At 43.1% G+C, this 18,247-nt stretch carries 12 protein-coding genes, 2 tRNA genes and 3 rRNA genes; 3 read left to right on the forward strand and 14 right to left on the reverse strand.

Translation table 11 applies throughout. The features are described from left to right. Window positions 1-6 precede the first annotated feature (6 nt). Both MKL33_RS02395 and MKL33_RS02400 read left to right on the forward strand, forming a co-directional pair. Window positions 7-567 (forward strand): GTP-binding protein, encoded by a 561-nt coding sequence (locus tag MKL33_RS02395; protein ID WP_270906391.1) that lies wholly within the window; start codon window positions 7-9, stop codon window positions 565-567. Beyond that, window positions 560-979, forward strand: a complete 420-nt coding sequence (locus MKL33_RS02400; protein WP_002117819.1) for a roadblock/LC7 domain-containing protein — start codon at window positions 560-562, stop codon at window positions 977-979. The genes MKL33_RS02395 and MKL33_RS02400 overlap by 8 nt, the downstream gene beginning before the upstream one ends. 54 nt (window positions 980-1,033) lie before the next feature. On the opposite strand, the gene MKL33_RS02405 is transcribed toward MKL33_RS02400, so the two are convergent. Genes MKL33_RS02405 through MKL33_RS02430 form a run of 6 tightly spaced genes read right to left on the reverse strand, consistent with a single transcriptional unit; the run spans window position 1,034 to window position 9,374 of the window. Continuing rightward, window positions 1,034-2,974: an acetyl/propionyl/methylcrotonyl-CoA carboxylase subunit alpha gene (locus MKL33_RS02405; RefSeq protein ID WP_270906392.1), complete on the reverse strand. Its 1,941-nt coding sequence runs from the start codon at window positions 2,972-2,974 to the stop codon at window positions 1,034-1,036. 18 nt (window positions 2,975-2,992) lie between these two features. Continuing rightward, window positions 2,993-3,829, reverse strand: a complete 837-nt coding sequence (locus MKL33_RS02410; protein WP_270906393.1) for an enoyl-CoA hydratase/isomerase family protein — start codon at window positions 3,827-3,829, stop codon at window positions 2,993-2,995. Window positions 3,830-3,845: 16 nt separating this feature from the next. Then, window positions 3,846-5,003, reverse strand: coding sequence for an acyl-CoA dehydrogenase family protein (locus tag MKL33_RS02415; protein WP_270906394.1), 1,158 nt, complete (start codon window positions 5,001-5,003; stop codon window positions 3,846-3,848). 41 nt (window positions 5,004-5,044) lie between these two features. Next, window positions 5,045-6,658, reverse strand: coding sequence for an acyl-CoA carboxylase subunit beta (locus MKL33_RS02420; protein ID WP_270906395.1), 1,614 nt, complete (start codon window positions 6,656-6,658; stop codon window positions 5,045-5,047). Window positions 6,659-6,660: 2 nt separating this feature from the next. Beyond that, on the reverse strand, window positions 6,661-7,548 hold the full coding sequence (locus MKL33_RS02425) for an SDR family oxidoreductase (RefSeq protein ID WP_238517783.1): 888 nt from the start codon (window positions 7,546-7,548) through the stop codon (window positions 6,661-6,663). Between the two features lie 20 nt (window positions 7,549-7,568). Further along, complete coding sequence (locus MKL33_RS02430; RefSeq protein WP_270906396.1) at window positions 7,569-9,374, reverse strand: acyclic terpene utilization AtuA family protein; 1,806 nt, start codon at window positions 9,372-9,374, stop codon at window positions 7,569-7,571. Window positions 9,375-9,560: 186 nt separating this feature from the next. Between MKL33_RS02430 and MKL33_RS02435 the strand changes: the two genes are divergently transcribed. Beyond that, window positions 9,561-10,160: a TetR/AcrR family transcriptional regulator gene (locus MKL33_RS02435; RefSeq protein ID WP_270906397.1), complete on the forward strand. Its 600-nt coding sequence runs from the start codon at window positions 9,561-9,563 to the stop codon at window positions 10,158-10,160. A 30-nt stretch (window positions 10,161-10,190) separates the two neighbouring features. On the opposite strand, the gene MKL33_RS02440 is transcribed toward MKL33_RS02435, so the two are convergent. From MKL33_RS02440 to MKL33_RS02475, 8 genes are all read right to left on the reverse strand, one after another. After that, window positions 10,191-11,354, reverse strand: a complete 1,164-nt coding sequence (locus MKL33_RS02440) for an acyl-CoA dehydrogenase family protein (protein WP_270906398.1) — start codon at window positions 11,352-11,354, stop codon at window positions 10,191-10,193. A 141-nt stretch (window positions 11,355-11,495) separates the two neighbouring features. Beyond that, window positions 11,496-12,059, reverse strand: coding sequence for a DUF4256 domain-containing protein (locus MKL33_RS02445; RefSeq protein ID WP_119685482.1), 564 nt, complete (start codon window positions 12,057-12,059; stop codon window positions 11,496-11,498). Between the two features lie 167 nt (window positions 12,060-12,226). Continuing rightward, entirely contained in the window at window positions 12,227-12,622 is a 396-nt protein-coding gene (locus MKL33_RS02450; protein WP_069036945.1) for a putative signal transducing protein, read from the reverse strand. Between the two features lie 146 nt (window positions 12,623-12,768). Continuing rightward, window positions 12,769-12,883 (reverse strand): 5S ribosomal RNA (rrf, locus tag MKL33_RS02455). 182 nt (window positions 12,884-13,065) lie between these two features. Continuing rightward, a 23S ribosomal RNA gene (locus MKL33_RS02460) occupies window positions 13,066-15,956 on the reverse strand. 352 nt (window positions 15,957-16,308) lie between these two features. After that, a tRNA-Ala gene (locus tag MKL33_RS02465) sits at window positions 16,309-16,384 on the reverse strand. Window positions 16,385-16,439: 55 nt separating this feature from the next. Beyond that, a tRNA-Ile gene (locus MKL33_RS02470) sits at window positions 16,440-16,516 on the reverse strand. Between the two features lie 59 nt (window positions 16,517-16,575). Continuing rightward, window positions 16,576-18,113: ribosomal RNA gene (locus MKL33_RS02475) — 16S ribosomal RNA — on the reverse strand. The 16S, 23S and 5S rRNA genes sit together here with 2 tRNA genes alongside, the layout of an rRNA operon. Window positions 18,114-18,247: the final 134 nt, after the last annotated feature.

Below are 18,247 nucleotides of genomic sequence, written 5' to 3' on the forward strand. Positions count from 1 at the left end.
GAAGTTATGATTATACAGCAATATAAAATTGTCTTTGCAGGTAGCATGGGGGCAGGAAAAACAGAAGCGATTAAATCACTATCTGAAATTCCAATTCTAGAAACAGAAGCATTCAATACAGATGTTCAAAGCCATCATAAAACCCAGACCACTGTAGGCATTGATTATGGTGAAATTACTTTAGATGACGGAATCAAAATCGGACTCTATGGAACCCCAGGACAAAGCCGTTTTGATTTTATATGGTCGGTCATTTGTGAAGGTGCAATCGGTGTTATTTTATTATTAGATCATAATAGTTCTGATCCAATTGCCGAGTTAGAAAGCTATTTAGAAACCTTTAAAAATTATAATCATAATATTGTAATTGGTATTACTCATGTTGACGAAAATAAAGAGTCATCACTTCAACAATATCGTCATTGGATAAAAGCAAATGCACTGCCATACCCTCTTTTTTTTATTGATGCACGTGAGCAAGAACAAATTTTAATGATGGTTGAATCATTAATTGCATCACTTGAAGTTAAGGTAGGCTCAACATCTCAAGGGAATGATCATGCTTAGTATCCCAACTCAAAAACGAACCGCTCCAACACAATTACTACAACTTGCAAAAGCCGAAGCTCATAATATTTTGATGAATACGCGTGGTGTAGATTTTGTCATGATTTGCTCTTCTGATGGTTTTGAATTAGCAACAGTGAGTCACAAGAACCACCATAACACTACTAAGCTAGCAGCCGTAAGTAGCTCAATTTTGGCAATGGTCACTGCATTTTTAAAAGAGATTCAACTCACGGGCTGTAACAACATTACTTTAGATGCAGATAATGGCAAGGCCATTTTAACTGCTATTCCTGCTGTTCATCACCCAATGGTCATGGTTACGCTAAGTAATAAAGAAGTCCTTTTAGGTCAACTACTATATAGCCTAAAAAAAGCAAGTCAGACAATTGCAGAGGCCGATGGAGAATAAATCAGGACTCCTGATTTAAAGTAAAATACCGCTCATATAGAGCGGTATTTTTTACTAGATTTGAATAGTAAATAACATCTGCCGTTTTTTTACTTGCTGCCCTTGCTGACCTAAAACATCATCAACCACTCCATCAACATCCGATTTAATCTGCTGTTGGATTTTCATGGCTTCAAGCACTAATAAAGTTTGGCCTTTTATGACTTGATCACCTTTATTGACCAATATATTTACTACCGCACCATCCATCGGAGAACGAATTTTGCCATCACCAGCCACATCAGCTATTTCGGGGGCAGCATAAGTTACGTTGCGAATTGCGACATTGCCATTATCTTGATCTAAATAAAGCTGATCATCATTTAATACATATTGGACACGGCGGCGTACACCATCAATTAAATAAACTAATTGCTCTATCGTTCTTTCAAGCACTTCAATACAAACTGATTGATCACAGAGCTCTACCGTAAACCTGTTATTTACAGATGAAAGCTGCAATTGAATTTGCTGTTCATCATATTTAAGCTTTAATGGTAATGGCACACCTAGACCAGTTTGCCACACTGACGTACCGTTACTTTGGCTAAATAATGCCGCAGCAATAGCTAAGGTTTCTAAAGATAGAACCTGCTTATGTAGACTACTGTCGTTTTGAAAATGCTGTTGAATGAATGCAGTATTCGTATCTCCTGCAACCACGATTGGATGTCGCAGTAAATTGACCAAAAACTGCTTATTACTATTTACACCTAGCAACACACAGTCATCAACTGCACGCGCCAGTAAGCGAATCGCACCCTCACGGGTTTTCCCATATGCAATCACCTTCGCCACCATCGGGTCATAAAATGGGCTAACCTCATCAGTTGCCAACATGCCATGATCTATTCGTACATTTGGCAAAGTTGCGGGCTTCCAACGTAAGACTTGACCTGTTTGTGGCAAGAAATCTTGGCGCGGGTCTTCTGCATACAAACGTACCTCGATGGCATGACCGTTTAAGGTCAATTCTTGTTGTTGCAAAGGCAATTGTTCACCATTCGCCACACGTAATTGCCATTCAACCAAGTCTAATCCAGTAATAAGTTCAGTCACAGGATGTTCTACCTGTAAGCGGGTATTCATTTCCAAAAAGTAAAATGCACCCGATGCATCTAGCAAAAATTCAACTGTACCAGCTCCGACGTAAGCACATGCTTTTGCCGCTGCTACGGCTGCCTCACCCATTTTCTGACGAAGTTCAGGCGTCATCACTGGACAAGGTGCTTCTTCAACGACCTTTTGATGACGACGTTGAATCGAACAATCACGCTCAAACAAATAAACATAATTGCCGTGTGTATCGCCAAAAACCTGAATTTCGACATGGCGCGGAGCAATGACAGCTTTTTCTAAAATAAGCTCGCCTGAACCAAAGGCATTTTCAGCTTCTGAACGCGCAGTTTGTAAAGCTTCCACCAACTCAGAGAGGTGCTGTACCAAACGCATACCACGACCACCACCACCCGCAGAGGCTTTTACCATAATTGGAAAGCCAATTTGCTCGGCTTGTGCAGCCAAATAGTCGATGTCTTGACGATCGCCTTCATAGCCCGGCACACAAGGTACACCTGCTTCAATCATGGCAATTTTTGAGAGGCGTTTACTACCCATTAACTCAATTGCCGAAGCTGTTGGCCCAATAAACTTAATCTGGTTATTGATACATGCCTGAGCAAAATCAGTATTTTCAGACAAAAAACCATAACCAGGGTGAACTGCATCTGCTCCAGTTTTTTTGCAAGCATCTATTATCTTGGTAATTGAAAGATATGACTCAGATACTTTTGAAGCACCAATATAGACAGCTTCATCGGCCTCTTGCACATGGCGAGCATGACTGTCAGCATCTGAATAAACTGCGACAGTTTGATAGCCCATTGCCTTAGCAGTTTGCATGACTCGAACTGCAATTTCTCCACGATTGGCAACCAATACTTTTGAAAATTTCATTATTTTTATTCCTATCGCTTATGATTCATCGGTCCAATTCGGCAACCGTTTCTGAATAAAAGCCATCGTTCCTTCTTGTCCCTCGGTACCACCAACTGCTTGAGCAAACTGCTGTGCAGCATCATCTAATAAATCACTCAAAGGCTCATTGAGCGTTCGATGTAACAGTGCTTTAGTCACGCGGGAAGCCTCGGGTGCGGCACGTTTAATGTGTTGAATGGTTTCCTGTAAAGCTTGTTCAAGTTCAATTTCATTATGTGCAATTTGATGAACCACACCGACACTCAGTGCCGTATGCCCTTCAAAACGCATGCCCAGTAAAGCAAGTCGGCGTGCCTGAGTCAGGCCAATACGTTTCACCACAAAAGGAGCAATTTGCGCAGGAATTACACCTAGACCCGTTTCAGGTAAACCAAACTGGGTATTGTCACGACTAATGGCAACATCGGAAACACATGCAAGACCAAATCCCCCACCTAACACTGCCCCCTCTAAAATGACCACAACAGTCTGTGGTGCAGCTTCAACTTGCTCAAGCATGGCACCAAAACGGCGGTTAAAGTCAGCATAAGGTTGTAGACTGCCGACATGAGTTGCTTCAACTCGTAAGGCAGCCATGTCTTTAATATCCCCACCTGCACAAAAAGCCCCGCCTTCACCACGGATAATCACCGCACGAATCGAAAGGTCATCGCGAATAGCAGCAAAAACTTGTTGAATGGCATTCACCATATTCAAGTTCATGGCATTACGGCTCTCTGGTCGATTTAACCAAAGGTATAAAATACTGCTGTCTTTTTCTAATTGAATGCTGTCATCAAGATCTAAAGCTTGTAAAGATGTCGAAAGTGTCATGGTGTATTCCTTATTTTTATTTCTGCTTTTTAGGCAGAATATCCATCAACTTACAGATAATCCCCAACATAATCTCATCTGCCCCGCCCCCAATAGACCCTAGGCGGCCATCACGATACAGCTGCGACGCAGGGTTATCCCACATGAAGCCATTGCCGCCCCAGTATTGCAGACAACTATCAGCAACTTCACGAGTTAAACGTCCAGCTTTGAGTTTTGCCATAGACGCCAACATCGTGACATCTTCGCCCACAATATGCTGTTCGCATGCTTGATAAGTTAATGCTTTGAGTGCTTCCACTTCGGTCATAAGTTCAGCAAAGCGGAAATGGATATATTGGTTATTAATGAGGGGTTGACCAAAAGTAGTACGCTCTTTGGTGTAATTAATCGTTTGCTGAATACAATGCTGCAAGCCGCCAATGGCATTGGCACAAGCCCATAGGCGCTCTTCTTGAAATTGCATCATTTGCATCATGAAGCCCATGCCTTCAACACCCACCAAGTTACGCTGTGGTACACGTACATTGTCTAAATAAACCTGTGCTGTGGTCGTTGAACGCATCCCTAATTTATTAAGTGGCTCTGAAAAACTAATCCCTTTGGTTTTTGCAGGTACGATAATCATCGACTTATTAACGTGTGGTTTATCATCAGACGTGTTGGCTAAAAGACAGAAGAAGTCGGCCTGCAATGAGTTGGTAATCCACATTTTGCTGCCGTTAATGACATAGTCATCGCCATCTTTTTTTGCAGTTGTTTTAATAGCAGCAACATCCGAACCAGCATGTACTTCTGATACTGCAATCGATGCAACATATTCCCCTGCAATCGCTGGTGTTAAAAACTCATCACGTAATTCTTTACTACCAAAACGTGCCAAAGCAGGTGTTGCCATATCGGTTTGTACACCAATAGCTAAAGGCACCCCGCCACAAGCCGCATAGCCAATTTCTTCTGCAACCACTAGGTTATATGAATAATCTAACGCTAAACCGCCATTTTCTTCTGGCTTACAAATCCCTAATAAGCCGAGATCGCCCATTTTTTTAAATACATCATGGATTGGGAATTGCCCTGCTTCTTCCCATTCAGGAATATTCGGATTCAGTTCATTTTCCACAAATTGACGTGCTGTGCGGCGTAATGCTTCATGTTCGGCAGTAAATTTCATTATGTTCTTCCTAGCATTTTTTTAATTTAGCTAAAAGTTGATTAAAAACGTGACACACCAAAACGGGTTGGATTTAACTCGCGCTGCTGTGCTTCATAAATGGTTTGTAAAAGAAAAATCAGTAATTTTCGGGTATCTCGCGGATCGATAATGCCATCATCATGCAACATGGCAGTATTGAAAAGCGCGGTAGATTGCTGCTCTAATTTCATCGCAGTGCTTTGCTCAAGAAAATCGAGCATTTGCGGATTCGGCTCCTGACCAGAAGCTTTTTGTTTTCCTTCTGCCACAATGCGTAGCACTTTTCCAGCCTGTGCAGATCCCATAACAGCAACATGCGAGTTCGGCCAAGCAAAAATAAAGTCTGGTGAGAGGCTTCGACCACACATCGCGTAGTTGCCAGCGCCATACGACCCTGCCACAACAATCGAAATTTTAGGGACTGTGCAATTGGCAACGGCTTGAATCAGTTTTGAACCATGCTTGATAATGCCATTTTGCTCGGCATCGGTTCCCACCATAAAACCAGTGGTGTTATGCAAGAATAATAATGGACGCTTGGTCTGTTCACACAGATGAATAAACTGAGCTGCCTTCGCCGCCCCTTGAGGTGTAATCGGACCATTATTGGTAATCATACCAATATGTAATCCGCCAATTTTTGCCCAACCACACACCGTTAAATCATCATATTCCTGTTTAAATTCCAGAAAATCTGAATCATCAATAATTCGCGCAACCACTTCTTTCATATTCAGTGGTTGTTTCGGGTCGTTTGGAATCACACCCAAGAGTTCATCGACATCATAACGAGGTTCTTTATAAGTCGTTTCAACTGGTTTGATTTGCTCTTTCCAGTTCAGATGTTCAAAAATTTCACGTGCAAGTCGAATACCATCAGCATCATTTTCAGCCAAATATTCTGCGGTTCCAGCAACCTGCGCGTGCATTTCTGCCCCGCCCAACTCTTCAGCTGTTGCTACTTCACCAGTGGCAGCCAATAGTAAAGGGGGACCTGCAAGAAGCATCTCGGTTTGCTTACGTACAGCAATGACATAATCTGAAAGACCGGGTTGATAAGCCCCTCCTGCCGTTGCATTACCATGAACAACTGCAAGTTGGGGAATACCCGCCGCAGAAAGACGTGCCTGATTGGCAAAAGTCATACCACCATAGGTAAATACTTCAGCAGCATAATTTAAGTTGGCACCACCACTTTCGGTCAGCGTAATCAGTGGGAGTTTTTGTTCTAAAGAAATTTTTTGCAAGCGCAAGGTTTTCTGCACACCCATAGGAGACATGGTCCCGCCTTTAATCGCACTATTACTTGCAGAGACCAGACAACGCACACCACTGACAAAACCAATCCCAGCAATTACACCACCACCAGCTTCGGAGCCATCCTTGTCATCATGCATGTTGTAGCCAACCAAACCACAAAGCTCAACGAAAGGTGAATCAGCATCAAGTAATAATCGTACACGCTCATGCGGCAGAATCTTGCCCTTTTTATCGAATTTCGGTTTGGCAGCATACGATTTATCAATACTTTTTTGTTGAATGGCACGGACTTCTCTCAGTTGAGTAAGCAATGCCTCTTTATTCTTTTGATACTGTTCACTACCAACAGCAATTTCGGATTGGAGAATAGTCACTGTTACTCCTCCTCAGCCTCAGTCTTTTTCTGAAAAATTTCAGGAATAAACGCGCGATGGAAACCATTATAAGACTGACTATTTGTCGCATCAGCTAGTGGATACATTCTTGTCCCTTGCGATGCAGCACCATCAATACGCAAAGTTACACCTGACACAAAAGCCGCAGCATCAGACAGTAAATAACAAATCGCCGATGACACTTCTGACTCAGTTCCCATACGTTTTAACGGTACATTACCAGCAAGACTTGGAATAATTACTTTGGCAAAATCACCGCTATAATTATCCATACCAGATGAAACGATCCAACCCGGTGCAACTGCATTTACACGAACACCAGATTTCCCCCACTCAACTGATGCTGTTTTAGTTAAGTTATCAACCCCTGAACGCGCAGCACCAGAATGTCCCATTCCTGGCATCCCACCCCACATATCAGCAGTCATGTTGACAATACTGCCACCATGTTTTGCCATCCATTGGTTATAAGCTTCACGCATTAAATAGAAAGTTGCATGCAAGTTATTACGCACGACTGCATCAAAACCATTCGCCGAGATATTCTCTAAAGCTGAGGGGAACTGGCCACCCGCATTATTTACCAGACCATCGAGTTTGCCGAATTTCTCAATCACTTCGGCAATCATATTTTTCACTTGTTCTTCTTCACGGTTATCACAAGCAATGAAATGAACCCGACCACCATCTTCTATAATTTCTTGGCTTACTTTCTCTAATTTCTCAATTTTGCGTCCTGTAATCACCACTTGAGCACCAAGAGCTGCAAGCTCATGGGCCGTACAGCGGCCTATTCCTGAGCCACCACCCGTCACAATAATGACTTTATTAGCGAAAGCATCTGGTCTAAAAATTGATTGATAACTCATCTTTGTTTCATCCATTCATTTTATTTTTCTAAAAGATGTGCCGGAACTTTTACAGGCATATCCAATAATTGTTGTGCAAAGGCCTTCCCTTGCGGATCTATGCGTAGGCTTGCAACACCACCGCCACCCAAGGCATTTTCCAACATAAAATTCAGTGCATTTAAACCCGGTAACTCATAACGAATTACTCGTCCTTTCTCAGCATCCAAGACATGTTGCATATAGCTTGCAATAGTCTCTTCAGTCAGTGCTGCACGGATCCATGGCAAATAGTCTGCTTTACGCGCAATCACACCGATGTTGCTATGATTGCCTTTATCACCACTGCGGGCATGCGCAATTTCAATCAAAGGAACTTCAATTTCATCTCCTTGATAAATTGCATTTTCACCTGCCTTTAAAGTAGGCAATTGCTCTGTAGAAACTCCTTGTGTAATCTCAACTGGGTAGCGTTTTCCTTCAAAATCGATTTCGACACTTACTTGATTTTTATCTATTAAAAATGAAAATAGTTTAATCACTGGAGATGCTTTGGGTCGGCCTCCAACAATACCTGCCAAGGCTGGAGCCATACCTGTTGAAGCTTGAGCAATTTCAGATGCAAAGAACATACATGCTTCTTTGAATATGTGTTTTACAGCTATTTTGACCACAACTTCACGACTATTTAATGTTTGGGCATGTTCGCCATAAGTACTCTCAATACCTAAAATTTCAACAGACTTTTCACTAAATGGCGGCACTGAGCGCATTGCTAAAACCCGCTCACATTTATTCAAAATCGCATCGGCAATGACTTGTGCTTTTTGTGGAGCTTCGCGACCTGCAATTAAAAAACTGACTAAAACCCGATATCCATCTGGGTAAGTCGCACTGACTTTATACTGTGCAGTCGGTGCTTGTCCTTTTGCCCCTTTCACACGAACTCGGTGCTCCCCAACTTGTTCTAAATGCACCTGATTAAAATCCGCAATTACATCGGGTAGTAAATATGCTTGGGGATTAGCAATTTCATAAACAATTTGTTCAGCAACCGTGGCGGTGGAAACTAGACCACCTGTACCCTGTGGTTTCGTCACAACAAATGAGCCATCTTCACTCACCTCAACGACTGGAAAGCCTATATTGTCGAAACCCTGAACTAAGCGCCAATCGGTAAAGTTACCACCCGTACATTGAGCTCCACATTCAATGACATGACCTGCCAAGGAACCTTGTGCTAATTTGTCATAATCATCGAGCGACCATTGATATTCATGAAGTAAAGGGGCAAGCACCACAGCAGAGTCAACTACACGGCCAGTAATCACAATATCTGCGCCTAAATTCAAAGCATCACGAATAGCCACCGCCCCTAAATAAGCATTACTACTCGCCACTTGTTCTGGCAAAGCTTCCCCGCTAAACATTTCCCGAATATTTTGCTGTTTGAGGTACTCATGTTGCGGTAAAAGATCATCACCTAAAACCACGGCAACTTTCAGGTCTAGACCATATTCTTTAATTATTTTTTGCAAGGCATCTCGACACGCCATTGGATTAACACCACCAGCATTACTAATCACTTTAATCTTTTTTTCTGCAATTTTTTTAAGTAAAGGTGCCATGACTCGACTGACAAAATCTAAAGCATAGCCATGCTTTGGTTCCACCATCTTCGCTTTTGCCATAATCGACATGGTGATTTCTGACAAGTAATCAAAAACCAAATAATTAATATCGGTTAGATGTACCAATTGAAAAGCAGCAGTATTGGTATCTCCCCAAAAACCTGAGGCACACCCTATTTTTACGACACGCTCATCATCCTGTTGATTACTTGCCATCTTGTTTCTCATTATTTTGTTTAAAAATTACACTCAACATTACCAAGCAAGCGCTTGGTTTGTAAAGAGCAAAATGTTATTGTGAAATTGACTAAAACTGCCAAACTCGACAACTAGCCTAAAACATGGTGAGATTTAGCAAAATTTTTTCCGTAAATATTTTTATATAAAGGATCCAGCTTTCGTATGATTGCTACTTCAATTGAACAGATTCCAAATATTTCTTGCTTTGACGATAGCCCGCGTGGTCGTTTATTACAGGGAGCAGCCTATCTATTTCACAAACAAGGTTATGATAAAACCACTGTCCGCGAACTTGCTCAATTTATTGGAATTCAATCAGGTAGCTTATTTCATCACTTCAAGAGTAAAGATGACATCCTCGCTCACGTGATGGAGCAAACTATCATTTACAATCTTGCTCGTTTAGAAGAGGCAGCAGCTCAATCTACCGATCCAGAACAAGAATTACGCGCCCTTATTAAAGCTGAACTCATTTCAATTACCGGAGATACTGGTGCAGCCATGGCTGTTTTAGTTTATGAGTGGTTTGCGCTGTCAAAAGAAAAACAAGATTATCTTTTAGAAATGCGTAATGAATATGAACAAATCTGGTTAGATGTCATTGAAAAGTTACGCATTCAAGGCAAGATAAAACATGATGCCTTTATTTGGCGAAGATTAGTTGGTGGTGCAATTTCGTGGACTGTCACTTGGTATAAAGCTGAGGGTAAAGTCAAAATTGATGAGTTAACAGAAATGGTGTGGGAAATGGCTTTGAAATAAAAAGGTGGCTCAATGACCACCCTGCAAGAATTAATAACCGAGCTGCTTACTAATCAAATCTTTCATAATTTCTTCAGCACCACCGCCAATCATATTGACCTTTACTTCACGGTAAATACGTTCAGACTTAGTACCTCGCATAAAACCCATACCTCCCAACGTTTGTACAGCCGCATCAGCACAAAATTGCATAGTGCGAGTCGCAACATTTTTAAGCATTGAAATTTGTGCCACCAACTCAGGCCCTTGTAACTTCGCTTGAGTCATTTTCGATGCAGTTTCTTCAAGTAATGCCCGTGTTGAGGTCAATTGTGTTGCCATATCTACCAATTTATGGCGTACTACTTGATGATCTATTAATCTTTTACCAAAAGTTTTACGTTGTTGTGCCCATTCTAAAGCTTCTTCATAACAGACTAACGCGTACCCATAAGCCACTACTCCCAAGAAAAATCGCTCCATATTAAAGTTATTCATAATAACTTTAAAACCAGCATTTTCTTTACCAAGAAGATTTGATACTGGTACTCGCACTTGATCAAAATGCAAATGCGCCGTATCTGAAGCCCACCATCCCATTTTCTTTAAAGGTGTTTTAGTAATTCCTTCACTGTGAGCATCAACAAGCAACATTGAAATACCTTCTGCGCCTGTTTTAGTTGGATCTGTACGCACTGCAACCGTATAGTAATCTGCACGAATCCCCGATGTGATAAATGTCTTCTCACCCGAGACAATATAATAGTCACCATCACGAACAGCTTTAGTCTGTAATGCAGCAACATCCGAGCCACCACTAGGTTCTGTAATCGCCAATGCTGAAATCTTTTCTCCAGAAATAATCCCTGGTAAAACTTTTGACTTTAATTCTTCGCTACCAAAATGCTGAATCGGTGGAGCTCCAATTGTATGTACCATGAGTGAAATATGTACTCCACCCGAACCAGCTTTTGCCATTTCTACACCAGCCAGTAATGAATAAAATGGATCTGCATCAGGAATACCGCCATATTCCTCAGAAAAACCTAAACCTAATAGACCAATTTCAGCAGCCTTCTTATATAGCTCTCTTGGGAATGTCTCAGCCTCATCCCATTCATTAACGAAAGGAGCCATTTCTTTTTGTACAAATCGACGAACATTATCAGCAAAAGCAATATGTTGTTCATTATAGTAAATTGGGTTTGGTTGCATTTCTACAAATATCCTGATGTTTTTATTTAATTCCGGAACATATCTTGTCATGTTTGCCATCAATCAAAAGTTGCAAGAATCTCCATTTTCTTGGCATAAAACATCAAAGCCTCTTCTTTTTATTCAAATACAATGCAATGCCTATACTCTTAAGCAACAACGGAAACCACGGGCAGCATAATAAGACTGCGCTCCATTATGATAAATAAAGACACGACCATATCGACGATCAGCAAAAAGTGCTCCATCTAGTTTACGAATCTCATTTGGGGTTTTGAGCCAACTTGATGTTTTAAGATCAAACTCTTCAATTTCTTGTAATTGGTAATATTGCTCTTCTGTTAAAAGTTCAACTCCCATTTCCTTAGCTACATCTATTGCGCTATTTTTAGGAGGATGATCTTTTCTAGATTCTAGGGCCTCACGATCATAGCAAAGGCTTCTACGACCTTTAGGTGTCTCAAGACAGCAATCTACAAATAAATACTGGTCTTTCTGCTGGTCAAAAACAATAACATCAGGCTCTCCTCCTGTATTTTCCATTTCCTGCAATGACCAAAGCTTATCAGGAACCTTAATTAGTTTATTTTGCACATCCGACCACTTTATTTCTGTATGACGATGTGTATTTTTTTCAAATCTATTCTTTAATAATTCAAGGAGTAACTCTATTTGCTTTTGAGTTAGCTGTTTTTTATCTACCATTAAATAAGTCCTTATATTTATTAAATTAAACGGCCATCAAAATAATTTATTCTATTTAATATCAATACCTTATATACATAACACATTAATTGCAGAGATATAACTAAATCCAATATCCCTACATCAGGTTCCATAATTAAGATAATCAATAATCTTTTACTATATATTTAATTCCAAAAGTGTCCACAACGCTTACATCTATTACCATTTTTAAAAGAAAATAAAGGTAGGCCGAAAAACATAAACGCTAAAAAGGCAGATTTTTTTCCTTTAGTATTAACTTCTATATTCAAACTTCCACACTCAGGGCAACATCCTTTACTCTCCCCAAACTTTTGTTCAAGCTCATCACTAAAGTCTTTTTCAAGAAATGACTTCGCTTCATCAACATAGTTTTCTGGAACTAATAAACGAACCCCACCTAAAGCATTAGAATAAAACCAATCCATATTAATTGTATGCTCATTTTCAATATAAACAGGAATTTCAAATGCTTCTAGTTGAGTCTTTGCAATTTGTGCCTCATAAGGAAATGAGAAAGTTTTAATTACGATCCATTGCATATTAAATTTCTAATTAGGTAAATAATTTTAGAGTAGCTTTATTTCTTTATAATTTGAATAAGTTTTAATGTTTAAAGATTGAGGATACAAATTCCTCCAATAAAGAAACACCCCCATTCGTTAGAACGGGGGTGTTTAGAATAATGAGCTGGCGATGACTTACTCTCACATGGGTAACCCCACACTACCATCAGCGCTAAGAGGTTTCACTTCTGAGTTCGGGAAGGGATCAGGTGGTTCACTCTTGCTATGGTCGCCAGCACAACTGGTATGGATACTTGCTTCGTTTTATTCACTGTGTGATACGTTGCGTTTTCCAAATCTTTACAGATGGGCTGATTGGATCTGATTTTGTTCATTTTAGCTAAGTGTTTAACTAAATCAAGTTGCTTTGCATGTTTATGAATCGATTGATGCTTCATATACAACTGCTTGGGTGTTGTATAGTCAAGCCTCACGAGCAATTAGTATTGGTCAGCTTCACATATCACTATGCTTCCACATCCAACCTATCAACGTCCTAGTCTCGAACGGCTCTTTAGAGGAATAAATTCCTAGGGAAATCTTATCTTGAGGTAGGCTTCCCGCTTAGATGCTTTCAGCGGTTATCCCTTCCGAACATAGCTACCCGGCGATGCGACTGGCGTCACAACCGGTACACCAGAGGTTCGTCCACTCTGGTCCTCTCGTACTAGGAGCAGATCCTCTCAAATTTCCAGCGCCCACGGTAGATAGGGACCGAACTGTCTCACGACGTTCTAAACCCAGCTCGCGTACCTCTTTAAATGGCGAACAGCCATACCCTTGGGACCTGCTTCAGCCCCAGGATGAGATGAGCCGACATCGAGGTGCCAAACACCGCCGTCGATATGAACTCTTGGGCGGTATCAGCCTGTTATCCCCAGAGTACCTTTTATCCGTTGAGCGATGGCCCTTCCATACAGAACCACCGGATCACTAAGACCTACTTTCGTACCTGCTCGACTTGTGGGTCTCGCAGTTAAGCGCGCTTTTGCCTTTATACTCTACGCGTGATTTCCGACCACGCTGAGCGCACCTTCGTACTCCTCCGTTACTCTTTAGGAGGAGACCGCCCCAGTCAAACTACCCACCAGACACGGTCCTCGTCCCGGATAACGGGACAGAGTTAGAACCTCAACATTACCAGGGTGGTATTTCAAGGACGGCTCCATTGGAACTAGCGTTCCAACTTCAAAGCCTCCCACCTATCCTACACAAGTAAGGTCAAAGTTCAGTGTCAAGCTGCAGTAAAGGTTCACGGGGTCTTTCCGTCTAGCCGCGGGTACACTGCATCTTCACAGCGATTTCGATTTCACTGAGCCTCTGCTGGAGACAGCGCCGCCATCATTATGCCATTCGTGCAGGTCGGAACTTACCCGACAAGGAATTTCGCTACCTTAGGACCGTTATAGTTACGGCCGCCGTTTACTGGGGCTTCGATCAAGAGCTTCGCTTACGCTAACCCCATCAATTAACCTTCCAGCACCGGGCAGGCATCACACCCTATACGTCCACTTTCGTGTTTGCAGAGTGCTATGTTTTTAATAAACAGTTGCAGCGGCCTGGTTTCTGCGGCTGTCGTCAGCTCAGGAAGCAAGTTCCATCACCAACAACAGCGTACCTTCTCCCGAAGTTACGGTACCATTTTGCCTAGTTCCTTCAGCAGAGTTCTCTCAAGCGCCTTGGTCTACTCGACCTGACCACCTGTGTCGGTTTCGGGTACGATTCCTGTGTAACTGAAGCTTAGAGACTTTTCCTGGAAGCATGGTATCAGCCACTTCACTGTACAAGTACAGCTTGCTATCGGATCTCAGTATAGAGTACCCCGGATTTGCCTAAGATACATACCTACATCCTTCCACCTGGACAACCAACGCCAGGCTGACTTAACCTTCTCCGTCCTCTCATCGCATTACACAGAAGTATTGGAATATTAACCAATTTCCCATCGACTACGCCTTTCGGCCTCGCCTTAGGGGTCGACTCACCCAGCCCCGATTAACGTTGGACTGGAACCCTTGGTCTTTCGGCGAACGGGTTTTTCACCCGTTTTGTCGTTACTCACGTCAGCATTCGCACTTCTGATACCTCCAGCATACTTCTCAATACACCTTCATCGGCTTACAGAACGCTCCCCTACCACTTGACTAATGTCAAATCCGCAGCTTCGGCACATAGTTTTAGCCCCGTTACATCTTCCGCGCAGGCCGACTCGACTAGTGAGCTATTACGCTTTCTTTAAAGGGTGGCTGCTTCTAAGCCAACCTCCTAGCTGTCTATGCCTTCCCACATCGTTTCCCACTTAACTATGATTTTGGGGCCTTAGCTGGCGGTCTGGATTGTTTTCCTCTTGACTACGGACGTTAGCACCCGCAGTCTGTCTCCCGGATAGTACTCATAGGTATTCGGAGTTTGCATCGGTTTGGTAAGTCGGGATGACCCCCTAGCCGAAACAGTGCTCTACCCCCTATGGTATTCGTCCGAGGCGCTACCTAAATAGCTTTCGGGGAGAACCAGCTATCACCAGGCTTGATTAGCCTTTCACCCCTATCCACAAGTCATCCCCTGGCTTTTCAACGACAGTGGGTTCGGTCCTCCAGTTAGTGTTACCCAACCTTCAACCTGCTCATGGATAGATCGCCTGGTTTCGGGTCTATACCCAGCAACTAAACGCCCTATTAAGACTCGATTTCTCTACGGCTCCCCTATACGGTTAACCTCGCTACTGAATATAAGTCGCTGACCCATTATACAAAAGGTACGCAGTCACACCACGAAGGTGCTCCCACTGCTTGTATGCATGCGGTTTCAGGATCTATTTCACTCCCCTCACAGGGGTTCTTTTCGCCTTTCCCTCACGGTACTGGTTCACTATCGGTCAGTCAGGAGTATTTAGCCTTGGAGGATGGTCCCCCCATATTCAGACAAGGTTTCACGTGCCTCGCCCTACTCGTCATCATTATGTGTGCCCTTTCGTGTACGGGAATATCACCCTCTACGTTCGCACTTCCCAGAGCGTTCCACTAAAACACACATAACTTAATGGGCTGATCCCCGTTCGCTCGCCGCTACTGAGGGAATCTCAATTGATTTCTTTTCCTAAGGGTACTGAGATGTTTCACTTCCCCTCGTTCGCCTTGCAACACTATGTATTCATGTTGCAATACCTACCTTAAAGTAGGTGGGTTCCCCCATTCAGAAATCTCCGGATCAAAGGATATTTGCCGCCTCCCCGGAGCTTTTCGCAGGCTATCACGTCTTTCATCGCCTCTGACTGCCAAGGCATCCACCACATGCACTTAATTACTTGACTATACAACCCCAAACAGTCGTCAACACCTACAAGTGAGTGTTGTCCGTGCGATTCTTCATCGCTACTATCTGTTGTCTGTGCACTTAAACACTGTACAGCTTCAATCTAAATTCATATACCAAAACGCTTGATTCAGTTAATTTGCTAGTTCTCAATTCATCTAGATTAATTGCTTAATCTAAACTCTTGAGTGAACAATTTATTTCAGACTCAATTTTGCCAATCTGTTAATGAATAAACATACCTTCGTCAGGTCATGCTTAATACCGTGATACTTAAATCACAGAAGTTAATAAACCAAGATCTAAATCTCTATTTACTAATTTCTGTAATCCGAACTTCTCTTAAGTTCTGGTGGAGACTAGGAGAGTCGAACTCCTGACCTCCTGCGTGCAAAGCAGGCGCTCTACCAACTAAGCTAAGTCCCCAGCTTACATCATCAGTCATGTATCTTTTATCTATAACTTCAACCAGTCAAAGTCATGGTGGGTCTGACAAGACTTGAACTTGTGACCCCACGCTTATCAAGCGTGTGCTCTAACCAACTGAGCTACAGACCCTCAGATACATCTATGAAGAACAACTTGTTGTGGATTCTTACCAATCGTCAATCTTTCGTTAAGGAGGTGATCCAGCCGCAGGTTCCCCTACGGCTACCTTGTTACGACTTCACCCCAGTCATCGGCCACACCGTGGTAACCGCCCTCTTTGCAGTTAGGCTAGCTACTTCTGGTGCAACAAACTCCCATGGTGTGACGGGCGGTGTGTACAAGGCCCGGGAACGTATTCACCGCGGCATTCTGATCCGCGATTACTAGCGATTCCGACTTCATGGAGTCGAGTTGCAGACTCCAATCCGGACTACGATCGGCTTTTTGAGATTAGCATCCTATCGCTAGGTAGCAACCCTTTGTACCGACCATTGTAGCACGTGTGTAGCCCTGGCCGTAAGGGCCATGATGACTTGACGTCGTCCCCGCCTTCCTCCAGTTTGTCACTGGCAGTATCCTTAAAGTTCCCGACATTACTCGCTGGCAAATAAGGAAAAGGGTTGCGCTCGTTGCGGGACTTAACCCAACATCTCACGACACGAGCTGACGACAGCCATGCAGCACCTGTATGTAAGTTCCCGAAGGCACCAATCCATCTCTGGAAAGTTCTTACTATGTCAAGGCCAGGTAAGGTTCTTCGCGTTGCATCGAATTAAACCACATGCTCCACCGCTTGTGCGGGCCCCCGTCAATTCATTTGAGTTTTAGTCTTGCGACCGTACTCCCCAGGCGGTCTACTTATCGCGTTAGCTGCGCCACTAAAGCCTCAAAGGCCCCAACGGCTAGTAGACATCGTTTACGGCATGGACTACCAGGGTATCTAATCCTGTTTGCTCCCCATGCTTTCGCACCTCAGCGTCAGTGTTAGGCCAGATGGCTGCCTTCGCCATCGGTATTCCTCCAGATCTCTACGCATTTCACCGCTACACCTGGAATTCTACCATCCTCTCCCACACTCTAGCTAACCAGTATCGAATGCAATTCCCAAGTTAAGCTCGGGGATTTCACATTTGACTTAATTAGCCGCCTACGCGCGCTTTACGCCCAGTAAATCCGATTAACGCTTGCACCCTCTGTATTACCGCGGCTGCTGGCACAGAGTTAGCCGGTGCTTATTCTGCGAGTAACGTCCACTATCTCTAGGTATTAACTAAAGTAGCCTCCTCCTCGCTTAAAGTGCTTTACAACCATAAGGCCTTCTTCACACACGCGGCATGGCTGGATCAGGCTTGCGCCCATTGTCCAATATTCCCCACTGCTGCCTCCCGTAGGAGTCTGGGCCGTGTCTCAGTCCCAGTGTGGCGGATCATCCTCTCAGACCCGCTACAGATCGTCGCCTTGGTAGGCCTTTACCCCACCAACTAGCTAATCCGACTTAGGCTCATCTATTAGCGCAAGGTCCGAAGATCCCCTGCTTTCTCCCGTAGGACGTATGCGGTATTAGCATTCCTTTCGAAATGTTGTCCCCCACTAATAGGCAGATTCCTAAGCATTACTCACCCGTCCGCCGCTAAGATCAGTAGCAAGCTACCTCTCTCCGCTCGACTTGCATGTGTTAAGCCTGCCGCCAGCGTTCAATCTGAGCCATGATCAAACTCTTCAGTTAAAATCATTTTGCACCTTATTTAAAGACAAGGTGCCAATTCTGGCTCATCAATTACTGACTTAAATTTCGCTCAAATAAACTTCGAGTAATTTAAACCAATCAATCAATGAAAATTATTTCGATTAATCAATCAG

Source organism: Acinetobacter sp. AOR43_HL, from assembly GCF_027854635.1.
Lineage (GTDB): Bacteria > Pseudomonadota > Gammaproteobacteria > Pseudomonadales > Moraxellaceae > Acinetobacter > Acinetobacter pittii.

Bases quoted from the DNA above. Each gene is read 5' to 3' on its own strand.
- MKL33_RS02405 (WP_270906392.1), bottom strand. From the start codon at position 2,974: ATGAAATTTTCAAAAGTATTGGTTGCCAATCGTGGAGAAATTGCAGTT.
- MKL33_RS02400 (WP_002117819.1), top strand. From the start codon at position 560: ATGCTTAGTATCCCAACTCAAAAACGAACCGCTCCAACACAATTACTA.
- MKL33_RS02435 (WP_270906397.1), top strand. From the start codon at position 9,561: ATGATTGCTACTTCAATTGAACAGATTCCAAATATTTCTTGCTTTGAC.
- MKL33_RS02440 (WP_270906398.1), bottom strand. From the start codon at position 11,354: ATGCAACCAAACCCAATTTACTATAATGAACAACATATTGCTTTTGCT.
- MKL33_RS02415 (WP_270906394.1), bottom strand. From the start codon at position 5,003: ATGAAATTTACTGCCGAACATGAAGCATTACGCCGCACAGCACGTCAA.
- MKL33_RS02430 (WP_270906396.1), bottom strand. From the start codon at position 9,374: ATGGCAAGTAATCAACAGGATGATGAGCGTGTCGTAAAAATAGGGTGT.
- MKL33_RS02395 (WP_270906391.1), top strand. From the start codon at position 7: ATGATTATACAGCAATATAAAATTGTCTTTGCAGGTAGCATGGGGGCA.
- MKL33_RS02425 (WP_238517783.1), bottom strand. From the start codon at position 7,548: ATGAGTTATCAATCAATTTTTAGACCAGATGCTTTCGCTAATAAAGTC.
- MKL33_RS02445 (WP_119685482.1), bottom strand. From the start codon at position 12,059: ATGGTAGATAAAAAACAGCTAACTCAAAAGCAAATAGAGTTACTCCTT.
- MKL33_RS02450 (WP_069036945.1), bottom strand. From the start codon at position 12,622: ATGCAATGGATCGTAATTAAAACTTTCTCATTTCCTTATGAGGCACAA.
- MKL33_RS02410 (WP_270906393.1), bottom strand. From the start codon at position 3,829: ATGACACTTTCGACATCTTTACAAGCTTTAGATCTTGATGACAGCATT.